We start from the raw sequence: 12,335 nt of genomic DNA, 5'->3' as shown, positions 1-12,335 counted from the left end.
ATCGGCAGCTGCGGCCTGTGGCTTGACCCGGGAACGACTCGGGGCCGCACGCCGGCGGCCCCGAGGGACAAGCAGGGAAAAGCGGCGGGTCAGCCCTGCGCGAAGCCCGAGTCGTCGATCCAGGCCATCATCTTGCGCAGCTCCTTGCCGGTCGTCTCGATCGGCTTGGCGGCCTGCTCGGCGCGCAGGCGCTTGAAGTTCTCCTGGCCGGCACGGTTCTCCGCGATCCACTCGCGGGCGAAGTCGCCGTCCTGGATCTCCTTGAGGATCTTCTTCATCTCGTCGCGCGTGTCCTGGGTGATGACGCGCGGGCCGCGGCTGTAGTCGCCGTACTCGGCGGTGTTGGAGATCGAGTACCGCATCCCCGCCAGGCCCTTCTCGTACATCAGGTCGACGATCAGCTTCAGCTCGTGGAGGCACTCGAAGTACGCCATCTGCGGGTCGTAGCCCGCGTCGACGAGCGTCTCGAAGCCGGCCTGGACCAGCTCGGACGCGCCGCCGCACAGGACGGCCTGCTCGCCGAACAGATCGGTCTCGGTCTCTTCCTTGAACGTCGTGGAGAAGACGCCGCCGCGCGTGCAGCCGATGCCCTTGGCGTACGCCAGCGCCAGCGCGTGCGCGTTGCCGGTCGCGTCCTGATGGATCGCGATCAGGCCCGGGACGCCCGACCCCTCGAGGTACTGGCGGCGCACGAGGTGGCCGGGGCCCTTCGGCGCGGCGAGCCCGACGTCGACGCCGGCGGGCGGGTCGACCTCCTCGTACAGGATCGAGAAGCCGTGGCCGAACAGCAGCAGGTTGCCCTCGGCGATGCCGTCGCGGACCTCCTCCTCCCACACCGTGCGGTGCAGCTCGTCCGGGACGAGGATCATCACGACGTCGCCCTTGCTGGCGGCGTCGGCGATCGACAGCACCTCCAGGCCCGCGTCCTTGGCCTTCTGGACCGAGGAGGAGTCCTCGCGCAGGCCTACGACGACGTTCACGCCGGAGTCCTTGAGGTTCTGGGCGTGGGCGTGGCCCTGGGACCCGAAGCCGATGATCGCGACGGTCTTGCCGTCGAGGAGGGTCAGGTCTGCGTCGTCGTCGTAGAACATGGGCGCGGGACGATAGCGCCGCGCCGCGCCTCCCCGTCGGGCGGTCCGGGTCAGGCGCTCGCGACGGCCACGAGCGTGCGCCCCGGGACGGCCACCGACCCGTCGGCGCCGACGTACTCGCCGAGGCGCGCGTCGAACGCGTCCCGTAGCCGGTAGTGATCCGCCGGGGTCAGCTTCTTGGTCAGGCCGGAGAGCGTCGGGGACATGTCCAACTGGGTCTCCCACACCTCGTCGAGGCTCGGGAACGCGAAGCTGATGTCCACGCTGTCGATGACGATGTCCTGGAAGCCGGCGGTGGCGATGACGTCCTCGAGCTCCTCCCGGTCGGCCAGCGAGAACGGCCCGGGGCGCCCCGGCGGCGTCGGCTCCATGAACCCGAGCTCGACGCCGATGGCGGACGGGGTCTCCAGCCACGGATTGACCTCGCGCACGTCCCACACCGCGAGCGCGACACGCCCGTCCATCCGCAGGACGCGGCGCGTCTCGCGTAGCGCGGTCTCGGGATCGGCGAGGAGCATGTAGCCCCAGCGGCAGAGGACGGCGTCGACGGTCGCCGTCTCGAGGTCGATCCACTCGGCCTCCATTGGCCGGGCCTCGACCATGTCCATCAGCCCGAGCTCGCCGGCCCGTTCGCGCGCGACCGCGACCATCGCCTCGGCGCCGTCCGTCGAGATCAGCTTGCCCCCGGGGCGCAGCAGCTCGGCTGCGAGCAGACCGGTGTCCCCCGCCCCGGCCGCGAGCTCCAGGACCGTCTGCCCGGGCTGGGCCTCGATCGCGTCGACCATCCACGCCGACACCGGCGCCGTGGCGGCCTGGAAAGCGGCACGCCGCGCGGACCAGCCCGCGGCGCCCTCCTCCCACATGTCACGGCTCGCCGCTCGGAACTCGGCGACGTCGTCCTCGAGGCTCACCCGGCTACTTCAGCGTGAACGGGACGGTGAACGCGTTCGACAGCACGTCCGCGCCGTCGACCGCGAGCACCGCGAGCTGGTACTTGCCCGCCTTGGGCCGCACCGTGCTCTTGAGGTGGTAGCTGAAGACCCCGTCCTTGTTCGCCACGGTGAAGAAGATGGGCTTCTTGCAGCTGGCCGTCTGGAAGGTCGTCTTGTTCGTGCCGAGGAAGACGCAGGTCTTCGGGCTCGCCGGCACCGTCGCCGACCCGATCGCCAGGCGCTGGATGGAGATCTGCACGAACTTGATGCCGGACGCGTCCGTCGCCTTGCCGGCGAAGATCACCTTCTTAAGCAGGTCCTTGTCGAAGACGTTCTTGATCTTGCCGCCGACCCGCGACTTGACCGTGATCGCGTAGCTGCCGCCGCGCGACGGCTTGGAGACGCCGACGACCGGTGCGGCCCCGTCGCCCACGACCAGCGTCGCGATCTTGCCGGCCGGGCTCTCGAGGCCTTTCGTGTCGACCGCGGTCACCGTCGGGTTGAAGATCCCCAGCACGCTGTAGGCGTGGGTGGTGGTCGGCGTCGTGGTCTCGGCCACCTGCGTGTCCCCGAAGAACCACTTGTAGGAGACGATCCGGTCGCCCGGGTCGAAGTCGAAGGACTTGGACGCGTCGAACGTCACGACCTCGTTCTGCTTGGGCTTGACGGTGTTCGTCGTCGCGCCGGCGACCGGTGCGTGGTTGACGAACTCGTAGGCGCCGAGGTCCGTCGTGATGGTCCTGCGGTCGACGCCGGCGACGTCCGTCGTGCTCTCGCCCTGGACGAACGCGCCGCCCTTGTCGATGACCGGCGCGTCGATGCGCAGGTTGTAGTTCAGCTTGGCGGGGTCGGCGAAGAGCCCCGACGGCGCGGTGTTTCCGTCGCTGTCGGTCTTCGTGATCTTGCCCTTGCCGCCGCCGGCCTGGGTGAACGCGCCGGTGTCGGTGTCCGAGTTCTTGATCGTGACGTCGGCGGTGCTCGCGGCGCCCAGCAGCCCGAGCAGCGGGGTGAAGGCCTTCACGGTGCCAGGGGCCTTGCCCTGGACGATCGAGCGCTCGAAGGTCACGGCGATGTTGCCGACCGCGGTGCCGAGCGCCGCTGCGCCCGCGTCGACGAAGAACGGCTTGCCGGCGCCGCTGATGGTCACGTGCTTGAAGGTCGCGGTGAGGTCGCCCGCCGAGTCCGTGGGCGTGCCGGACGTGAGGCTTGCGACCTTGACACCGGACGCGTTGCCGCCGCCGAGCAGGATGGTGGTGTCGACCTCCAGCGCCTTCTTGGTCGTCGAGCCGGCCGCGCTCGTGAACGACAGCGCGTCGGCCGCGGGGTTCGAGGCGATAAGCGAGCTGCGCAGCACCGTGTTCGGCGCGGGCGTGGCGCCCGTCGTGTCGCTGCCCGTGATGCCGAGCGCCGGGCCGTTCCCGACGCCGGAGATCACCACGGCGTCGTTGACCGCGAGCGACGAGGTGCCGTTGCCGGCGATCGCCGGCTGCGTCTGACCCGTCGAGCCGGCCGGGCCGTTGAGGATCGTGATGCGGCTCAGCGTGCTCACGCCGGAGCCCACGAGCGGGTCCACCTTGTAGGCCGGCGCGTCGGACGAGGAGGGGCTGAGACGGACGATGGCGCCGTTGCGGAACGTCGTCCCGACCCCGGTGACGAGCACCGCCGGGCCGCTGTTCATGCCGGGGGCGATCGTGAGCCCGTCCAGCTGCGTCCCCTCGATGATCTTGAAGGCGGGATCGCCGGCGGTGGCGGGGGCCGCGACGTTGACCGTCGTCTTCCCGGCGACGCCGGTGATCTTCACGTTCTTCTTGGTGAGCGCGATGGCCGGCTCGTCGTACGAGCCCTCAGGGACCGTGATCGCGTCGCCGTCGGCCACCGCGGCCACGGCGGCCGCGATCGTCTTGCAGACCTTCGCCGCACTGCACCCCTCAGCAGCGGCCTTGTCCACCGTGTAGGTGTCCGCGGCCTGCGCGGCCGCCGGCACGGCGGCGGCCGCCAGAACGGCCGCGGCAGCGCTGATGAGTGTCCCCCCACGAAGCATCCGCGCATCGTAGTGCGCCGGCTGGACGGGTGCTCCCCTTCACACCGCTTCTCCGTGCGGGGGTCAGCGCAGGTCCCGGCGGCGCAGCTTCCCGGACGTGGTGCGGGGCAGCGTGTCCACGACGACGACGTCCTTCGGCACCTTGAACCGGGCGAGCCGCGCCGCGCAGTGCGCGCGCAGACCCGCGGCGTCGGCGCTCATGCCGGCGCGCAGGACGACGCGGGCGTGCACCGCCTCCCCCCACTCGGGGTCCGGCCGGCCCAGGACCGCGGCCTCGGCGACGGCCGGGTGCTCGGCGAGCACCGCCTCGACCTCGGTCGGCGCGACGTTCTCACCGCCGGTCACGATCGTGTCGGCCTTGCGGCCGACGACGGTCAGCCGCCCGTCGCCGTCCAGGACGCCCAGGTCGCCGGTGGCGAGCTCGAGAGCGGGGTCGTCGCCGGCCACGGTGAGCCCGCGGACGTGGATCTCGCCGTCGCCCGCCACGCGCACGCGCGTGCAGAAGAGCGGCGCCCCCGCGTCCGGCCGGTCGTCCCCGGGCTGCTGGGTCGTGACCTGCGAGCACGTCTCGGTCAGGCCGTAGGTCTGGGCGACCGGGACGCCGGCGGCCGCCGCCCGGCGCAGCAGGTCGGGCGCCACGGGGCCGCCGCCGACCAGCGCACACCGCAGCGCGGGCGGGGCGGTCAGGCCGGCGTCCAGCAGCCGCGCGAGGGTGGTCGGGACGACGCTGACGAGGCTGACGTCGTCCTCCATCAGCGCGCGCACCACCCGTGCGGTGTCCCAGCGCTCGTGCACCAGCGCGGCGGAGCCCGTGATCACCCCGCGCACCAGGATCGACAGGCCGCCGACGTGGCTCAGCGGCAGGGCGCACAGCCAGCGCTCGGGGCCGGGCGACCGCAGCGCGGTGGCCCCGCCCAGCGCGCTCCACAGCCAGTTGCCGAACGTGAGCTCGACGGGCTTGGGCGCGCCGCTCGTCCCCGACGTCTGGATGATGGCGGCGGTCGCGGAGAGGTCGTGACGGGACGCCGCGACGAACCCGGCCGGGTCGGCGGACGGCAGCGGCCCCGCACCGACGACGTGGTCCGCCGACGGCCGTTCGGCGTCCGTCAGGCGCAGGTCGTGCGGGACCGCGACCGCACCGCGCAGCCAGATCGCGTGCAGCGCCACGGCGAAGTCGTCCCCCGGCGGCAGGGCGATCGCCACCCGCTCCCCGGGCGCCACCCCGTCGAGCCCGGCCGCCGTCCGCAGCGCCGCGGCGTGGAGGTCCGCGAAGGTGAGCCCGTTGACGGCCTGCCGGTCCGGATGCGCGCGCGCCGCGCGGGGAAGCCAGGCATCGACGTGCACGCAAGTCAAAGTAGCCTGCGGCTCATGTCAGTGACCTGGACCCCCGCCGGCGAGTACGAGGACATCCGCTACGAGACGTCCGGCGACGGCATCGCGAAGCTCACGATCAACCGGCCGGAGGTGCGCAACGCGTTCCGGCCGCAGACGCTGATCGAGCTCGGGCACGCGTTCGACGTCGCCCGCGAGGACCCCGACGTCGGCGTGATCATCTTCACCGGCGAGGGACCGCTCGCGTTCTGCTCCGGCGGTGACCAGAACGTCCGCGGCGACACCGGGTACATGACCGACCCGTCCGCCACCGGCCGCGCCGCGGTCGGCCGCTTCCACGTGACCGACCTGCAGGTCCAGATGCGCCGGCTGCCGAAGCCGGTCGTCGCGATGGTCGCCGGCTATGCGGTCGGCGGCGGCCACATCCTGCACCTCTGCTGCGACATGACGATCGCCGCCGACAACGCCCGGTTCGGCCAGACCGGTCCGCGGGTCGGCTCGTGGGACGGCGGCTTCGGCGCCTCCCTGCTCGCCGATCTCGTCGGGACCAAGAAGGCGAAGGAGATCTGGATGCTCTGCCGCCAGTACGACGCCTCGCAGGCGCTGGACATGGGGCTCGTCAACACGGTCGTCCCGCTCGCGGAGCTCGAGAACGAGACGGTCAAGTGGTGCCGCGAGATGCTCGAGCTGTCCCCGTTCGCGCTGCGGCTGGTGAAGTCGTCCTTCAACGCGCACGAGGACGGCTACACCGGCATCCAGCAGCTCGCACACGACGCGAACCTCCTCTTCTACGGGAACCCGGAGGCGCAGGAGGGCCGCAACGCCTACCGCGAGAAGCGCAAGCCCGACTTCGGCCAGTTCCCGCGGCGGGCGTAGGCGGGCGACGTCGTGGTCAAGATCTGGCTCATGGCCGCCCGGGTGCGCACGCTCCCGGCCGCGGTCGCCCCCGTGCTCGTCGGGACCGCCGTCGCCCAGGCGCTCGACGACCGCTTCAGCGTCCTCATCTTCCTGGCCGCGCTCCTCGGGGCGCTGTTCATCCAGGTCGGCACCAACCTGTCGAACGACTACTCCGACGCCCGGCGCGGCGCGGACACGGAGGACCGGCTCGGCCCCGTCCGCGTGACCGCCGGCGGCCTCGTCCCGCCCAAGCAGGTCCTGATCGCCACGTACATCACGTTCGGGCTCGCCGTCCTGTGCGGCCTCTACCTGGTCGCCGAGGCCGGCTACGAGCTGCTGGTCGTCGGCGTCCTGTCGATCGCGGCGGGCGTCCTGTACACCGGCGGACCGCGGCCGTACGGCTACGAAGGCCTCGGCGAGGTCTTCGTCTTCCTGTTCTTCGGCGTCGCCGCGGTCGCCGGGTCGACGTTCACACAGATCGAGCGCTGGCCCTGGGAGGCGCTGGCCTACGCGGTCCCCGTCGGGCTGCTCGCCAGCGCAATCCTGGTCGTCAACAACGTCCGGGACATGGACACCGACCGCCGCGTCGGCAAGAAGACCCTGGCCGTCCGGCTGGGACGGGAGAAGACGCGCAAGATGTACGCGGCGATGATCTACGGCGCGTTCGTCACCGCGCTGATCCCGGCGCTCTTCGGACCCATCAGCTGGGCCTCGGCCATCTGCTTCCTGGCGATCCCGCTGGCCGCCAAGCTCGTCCGGACCGTCAACAGCCACACCGACGGGCCGACCCTGAACGGCGCGCTCGCAGGGACCGGGCAGCTGCAGCTCGTGTTCTGCGTGCTGTTGTCCGGCGGCATCCTGCTGACGTAGGTTGGGCGCTTGCCCACCGTTGCGCTGCACCACGAGAGCATCCGGCTCCACACGCCGCTCCCCACCGCGTTCGGGGAGATCCGCGAGCGCGACCTGCTGATCTTCGAGCTCACCGGCGCCGACGGCGTCACAGGACGGGGTGAGGCGGCGCCGCTGACCCCGTACGACGGCGTGCCGCTCGATGTCTGCGCCGAGGCGCTCGCGGTCTACGCGTCGATCCTGCAGTCCTACGACGACGACGCGCCCGGCGTCCTGATGCTCGACGCCTGCCGGGAGGCCGCGGACATCCCCGTGGCGCTCGCCGCCGTCGACCTCGCGCTGTGGGACCGGGCGGGCAGGCGTGCCGGGCGGCCGGTGGCGTCGCTGCTCACGGACGAGCCGCTGGATGCCGTCCCGGTCAACGCGACGATCGGCGCGGTGGACCGGCAGTCGGCGGCGTCGGCGGCTGCTGCCGCCCGCGACGCTGGGTACTCGTGCATCAAGCTGAAGGTCGGGGTCGGGGACGACGCGGGCCGGGTCGCGGCCGTGCGGGCCGCCGCCGGGCCGCAGATGCTGCTCCGCCTGGACGCGAACGGCGCCTGGGACGTGGAGCAGGCAGTACGCGCGATCGAGGTCCTCTCCCCCGCCGGCCTCGAGTTCGTCGAGGAGCCGGTCCACGGGCTGCAGGCGCTGCGCGCCGTCCGCGAGCGCGTGGCCGCCCGCGTGTCGATGGACGAGACCGCCGAGGACATGGGTGCGCTGATCGCCGGCGGGGCCGATGCGGTCTGCCTGAAGATCTCGCGCTGCGGCGGGATCGCGGGGCTGCTGGCGCAGGCTGCCCTCGTGCGGTCCGGCGGAGCCGAGGTCTACGTCGCGTCCACCTTCGACGGCCCGCTGGGGATCGCGGCCGGGGTGCATGTGGCCGCGGCGCTGCGGGTCCAGGCCGCGTGCGGGCTGGCGACGCTGGAGGCCCTGGACATCGATGTGCCGGAGGCGCTGCGCGTGCGGGGCGGGATGATCCGCGTGCCGACGGGGCCGGGCCTGGGGGTCTGACCGGACCGTGTGGCGCGGACCGTCTGGTGACGGTTCAGGCAGCAGCGTCCCCGGCGAGAGCAGCCGCGACCGCCGGCGGCGCCTCCCGCGGCAGGCCGTGGCCCGCGCCGGGGACGATCGTGAGCGTCGCGTCCGGGAGCAGCGTGGTGAGCCGCTCCCCGAGCGCCTGGTATTTCGTGTCCCGTTCGCCGACGAGGACCGTCGTGGGCATGGTGAGCTCGCCGAGCCGGTCCCACAGCGGCAGCATCTCCCCCGTCCCGATCCCGCGGAGGGCAGCCGCCAGCCCGTCGGCGCTGCAGCGCGCGATGTCCTTCACCTGAGCGGCACGAGCGGCCGGTGGGTCGTCCGCGAAGAGCGGCTGCGTCGTCCAGTCGGCCGCGAACGCCTCGAGGCCGTCCCGCTGGAGCTTCAGCGCCAGCACGGTGTCCGACCGGCGCCGGGCCGCGCGCGCCTCGTGGTCCTCCAGGCCCGCCATGGTCGCGAGCAGGACCAGCGCGCTGACCCGCTCGGGCGCGGCGAGCGCGACGTGGAGCGCGACGCGGCCGCCCTGCGAGTAGCCCCCGAGGACGAACCGCGGGGGCGCGTCCGCCAGCACGTCGGCGACGCAGCCCGCGAACGAGACGGGCCGGACCGCCGACCGCCGACCGTGGCCGCGCAGGTCGGGAGTGTGGACAGTTCGCCCGGCGTCCAGTTCCGCGCGCACCGCGTCCCACGTGGCACCCGTCCCGGCGAACCCGTGCAGCAGGACGATCGGATCGGAGCTGGGCACGGCGGACATCATCGCGCGTATACGGTCCACGGCGATGAGCGAGACCGTCGACCAGTACCTCCTCCTGCGTGCCCTCGTCGACGAGCTCGCGCGCTGCGGGCTGGCCGGCGCGTGCACGTCGCCCGGGTCCCGCTCGACGCCGCTCGTCCTGACCCTCGCCCGGCACGATCGGGTGCCGACCTGGTCGCACGTCGACGAGCGCTGCGCCGCGTTCTTCGCACTCGGCGTCGCGAAGGCGACGGGCCGGCCGGCCGCGATCGCCTGCACGTCCGGCACCGCCGCTGCGAACTACCTGCCGGCGATCATCGAGGCCCGCGAGGCGCGCGTCCCGCTGATCGTCCTGACGACCGACCGGCCGCCGGAGCTGCGGGACATCGGGGCCGGCCAGACGATCGATCAGGTGAAGCTGTTCGGGGACGCGGTCAAGTGGTTCGTCGAGGTCGGGACGCATCCCGCGACGCCCGACCGCCTGCGCTGGATCCGCCAGCTGGCGTGCCGGGCCATGTGGACGGCGGTCGACGGGCGACCGGGGGTCGTGCACCTGAACCTGGCGCTCCGCGAGCCGCTCGTGCTGACGCAGGACCTGCCGGACGAGGAGACCGTGGGTGGCGGCGGTCGCGCGGACGGCCGACCGTGGGTGTCGCGGTCGCCGGCGTCGACGGGCGGTGCGGCCGGAACCGGGCCTGGCAGCGCGTCCGAGGCGCTGCGTCCGATCCTCGGCGCGGCGTCGCGCGGGGTGATCGTGGCCGGGCGCGACGAGCGCGGCGGCGGGACGGCGGGCCTGGCGGCTGCCGCGTTCGCCGAGGCGGTCGGGTGGCCGCTGCTGGCCGATCCCCTGTCCGGCGCGCGCCGCGGGAGCGCCGCCGTCGCCCACTGGGACCTGATGCTGCGCCACGAGGGCTTCGCCGGCGCGACGGTGCCCGACGTCGTCCTCCGCGTCGGTGACCTGCCGACCTCCAAGTCCCTTCGCGCGTGGCTGGCGAACCCGGCCATCGGCGTCCAGGTGGTGCTCGACGCCGAGGACGCGTGGCAGGACCCGACCGGGCGAATCGACCTGCGGCTCCCGTTCTCCGCCGGGCCGGCACTGGCGGCGGCGGTTGCCGGGGGCGGGCTCCCGGTGGGCCCGCAGGCGTGGCTCGACGCGTGGCGCGCGGCCGATCAGCGCACCGCCGGCGCGATCGCGCGTGCGGGCGGTGACGACCTGACCGAGGTCCGCGTTGCCGCGGAGCTGGGGGCGCGTCTGCCCGCTGCGGCGACCCTGTTCGTGGCGGCGTCGATGCCGATCCGGGACGTCGAGAGCTTCTTCCCGGTGCGCGAGGACGGGCCGCGCGTGCTTGCCAACCGCGGTGCGAACGGCATCGACGGCACGACGTCGACGGCGTTCGGCGTCGCTGCCGGGTCGGCGGGACCGGTCGTCCTGCTGGTCGGCGACGTGACGCTCGCCCACGACCTGGGCGGCCTGCTCGCCGCCCACCGGCTGCGCCTTCCGCTGACGATCGTCGTCGTCGACAACGGCGGCGGCGGGATCTTCGACTTCCTGCCGGTGGCCTCGCAGCGGGATGCCTTCGAGGAGCACGTCGCCACCCCCACCGGGCTGGATCCCGCCCACGTGGCGCAGCTGTTCGGGCTCGAGCACCGGCTGGCCGATTCCGTGACGGAGTTCCGCGCGGCCCTCGACCACGGGCTCGCGTCCGACGGGGTGACGCTGATCGAGGTCCGCTCGGACCGCTCACAGAACGTGCGGCTGCACCGGCGGATCAGCGACGCCGTCGTGGCGGAGCTCTCGGGTCCGGCGACCTCTGCCTGACGGCGGGCCGCTGCAAGCTCGCGCCCGCTGCCGCCGGGGCTCCGGGTACCGTCACGCGCCGTGGACGCTCCTCCCGACGACGATGGCCAGGCCCGCCTGCTCGACATCCCGGCCGACGCCGGCGAGGGCGAGGTCCGGATCCGCCGCCTCTCCTCCAAGGGCATCGCGCCCGGGGACATCGTCGAGATGGACAAGAAGGGCCGGCGGTTCCACGCGGTGGTCACCGAGATCGACCAGCGCGAGTCGGGCCGGTTCGACATCGTCTTCAACCCGCTGCAGCGCGGCATCACCCACCGGACCGGCACGATCCGCGAGGTCCTGACGGTCTGGCGCAAGGTGCCCTGAAGGGCGCGCTCTCCCGTCCGCACGGCATGCGAACATATGTTCGTGCGATGGGAGAACCTGACGATCGAAGCCGCCGAGGGCACCCCCCTTCCGGGGTACCGCGACCCGGCGACCGTGCGGACGTTCGACGCACCGGAAGCGCTGCGGACCCGGTTCTACGAAGTGCGCTCGAAGTCGGCGCTGAACCGGGTGCCCGAGCGATCGGCGATGCCGTTCCGCTGGACGGTGAACCCGTACAGGGGATGCACCCATGGCTGTACTTTCTGCTTCGCGCGGCCTACGCACACCTATCTGGGCTTCAACGCGGCCGAGGACTTCGACCACGAGATCGTGGTCAAGACGAACGTGCCGGAGGTGCTGCGCGCCGAGCTCGGACGGCCGTCCTGGAAGCGCGAGCACGTCGCGCTGGGGACCAACACCGATCCGTACCAATGGGTCGAGTCCAAATACCGCCTGATGCCCGGGATCTGGGAGGCGCTGCGCGACTCGCGGACGCCGTGCTCCGTGCTGACGAAGTCGCCGCTGCTGCTGCGCGACCTCGAGCTGTTCAAGGAGATCGCGGCGGTGACCACGTTCATGGCGAGCCTGTCGATCCCGACGATGGAGCCGAAGGCCTGGCGGGCGACCGAGCCGCACACGCCCCACCCGCGCGCCCGGATGGAAGCAGTCGCCGAGCTGAACCGGAGCGGCATCCCGACGAGCGTCCTGATCGCGCCGCTCATGCCCGGCATCAACGACGACCCACGGCAGGTCGAGGCGATCCTGGCGCTGGCCGCCGAGGCGGGCGCGACGAACGTCGGCGGCATCGCGCTGCACCTGCGGGGCGAGGTCCGTGGCGTCTTCCTGGACTGGCTGCGGTCCTCGCGGCCGGACCTCGTGCCCCTGTACGAGGAGCTCTACGCGCGCGGCGCATATGCGCCAGAGGCCGAACGGGTCCGGCTGAGCCGGCTGATCACGCGGGGCCGGCTCGAGCACCCGGGGTCGTTTGAGGGTCTCGACCTGTTCCGGAGCCGCAACGCGGACGGCTCGCTCCGGCCGGAGAGCGAGCGCGCGGTGCGATTCGGGGACCGGTCGTCCCGTGGCCGTCCGGCACACCCCGCCCGGCAACCGCCCCCGGCGCCGGGTCCGGGTCCGGCGGCCGCAGAGCGCGAGCCGCCGCGGGTGCCGCCGATCCAGGGCGTCCTGTTCTGACCGCGCGCGCCCCGGGCCCTTAGGCTTC

General features: G+C 72.9%; 11 protein-coding genes. 6 read left to right on the top strand and 5 right to left on the bottom strand.

The window, feature by feature from the left end; translation table 11 throughout:
- Window positions 1-89: 89 nt before the first annotated feature.
- The 4 genes from ilvC to DSM112329_RS11825 form a co-directional block, all read right to left on the bottom strand.
- Window positions 90-1,091 carry a ketol-acid reductoisomerase gene (gene ilvC, locus DSM112329_RS11840; protein ID WP_354702023.1) on the bottom strand — a complete coding sequence of 334 codons (1,002 nt, stop codon included), beginning with the start codon at window positions 1,089-1,091 and terminating at the stop codon, window positions 90-92.
- Between the two features lie 50 nt (window positions 1,092-1,141).
- Window positions 1,142-2,002, bottom strand: coding sequence for a methyltransferase domain-containing protein (locus tag DSM112329_RS11835; protein ID WP_354702022.1), 861 nt, complete (start codon window positions 2,000-2,002; stop codon window positions 1,142-1,144).
- Between the two features lie 4 nt (window positions 2,003-2,006).
- Window positions 2,007-4,064, bottom strand: coding sequence for a PKD domain-containing protein (locus DSM112329_RS11830; RefSeq protein ID WP_354702021.1), 2,058 nt, complete (start codon window positions 4,062-4,064; stop codon window positions 2,007-2,009).
- A 63-nt stretch (window positions 4,065-4,127) separates the two neighbouring features.
- On the bottom strand, window positions 4,128-5,408 hold the full coding sequence (locus tag DSM112329_RS11825; protein WP_354702020.1) for an AMP-binding protein: 1,281 nt from the start codon (window positions 5,406-5,408) through the stop codon (window positions 4,128-4,130).
- 24 nt (window positions 5,409-5,432) lie between these two features.
- Here DSM112329_RS11825 and menB point away from each other — a divergent pair, with 24 nt between their 5' ends.
- From menB to DSM112329_RS11810, 3 genes are read left to right on the top strand one after another with little or no spacing between them, the layout of a single operon-like run.
- Window positions 5,433-6,272: a 1,4-dihydroxy-2-naphthoyl-CoA synthase gene (gene menB, locus DSM112329_RS11820; protein ID WP_354702019.1), complete on the top strand. Its 840-nt coding sequence runs from the start codon at window positions 5,433-5,435 to the stop codon at window positions 6,270-6,272.
- A 12-nt stretch (window positions 6,273-6,284) separates the two neighbouring features.
- A complete protein-coding gene (locus DSM112329_RS11815; protein WP_354702018.1) occupies window positions 6,285-7,163 on the top strand; it encodes a 1,4-dihydroxy-2-naphthoate polyprenyltransferase in 879 nt (292 codons plus the stop codon).
- A 9-nt stretch (window positions 7,164-7,172) separates the two neighbouring features.
- The gene (locus tag DSM112329_RS11810; protein WP_354702017.1) at window positions 7,173-8,195 is read left to right on the top strand and encodes a mandelate racemase/muconate lactonizing enzyme family protein; all 1,023 of its coding nucleotides are present in this window, start codon (window positions 7,173-7,175) and stop codon (window positions 8,193-8,195) included.
- Window positions 8,196-8,229: 34 nt separating this feature from the next.
- Here DSM112329_RS11810 and DSM112329_RS11805 read toward each other — a convergent pair whose 3' ends face one another.
- On the bottom strand, window positions 8,230-8,964 hold the full coding sequence (locus tag DSM112329_RS11805; protein WP_354702016.1) for an alpha/beta fold hydrolase: 735 nt from the start codon (window positions 8,962-8,964) through the stop codon (window positions 8,230-8,232).
- Window positions 8,965-8,998: 34 nt separating this feature from the next.
- Between DSM112329_RS11805 and menD the strand changes: the two genes are divergently transcribed.
- Genes menD through DSM112329_RS11790 form a run of 3 tightly spaced genes read left to right on the top strand, consistent with a single transcriptional unit; the run spans window position 8,999 to window position 12,307 of the window.
- Window positions 8,999-10,771 carry a 2-succinyl-5-enolpyruvyl-6-hydroxy-3-cyclohexene-1-carboxylic-acid synthase gene (gene menD / locus DSM112329_RS11800; protein WP_354702015.1) on the top strand — a complete coding sequence of 591 codons (1,773 nt, stop codon included), beginning with the start codon at window positions 8,999-9,001 and terminating at the stop codon, window positions 10,769-10,771.
- 60 nt (window positions 10,772-10,831) lie between these two features.
- The gene (locus tag DSM112329_RS11795; RefSeq protein ID WP_354702014.1) at window positions 10,832-11,116 is read left to right on the top strand and encodes a hypothetical protein; all 285 of its coding nucleotides are present in this window, start codon (window positions 10,832-10,834) and stop codon (window positions 11,114-11,116) included.
- Between the two features lie 42 nt (window positions 11,117-11,158).
- Complete coding sequence (locus tag DSM112329_RS11790) at window positions 11,159-12,307, top strand: radical SAM protein (protein ID WP_354702013.1); 1,149 nt, start codon at window positions 11,159-11,161, stop codon at window positions 12,305-12,307.
- Window positions 12,308-12,335 lie beyond the last annotated feature (28 nt).

It is taken from the genome of Paraconexibacter sp. AEG42_29 (genome assembly GCF_040581415.1).
GTDB lineage: Bacteria > Actinomycetota > Thermoleophilia > Solirubrobacterales > Solirubrobacteraceae > Paraconexibacter.
The sequence above is the reverse complement of the archived record's forward strand: the minus strand, read 5'-3'. Positions and strand labels throughout refer to the sequence as shown.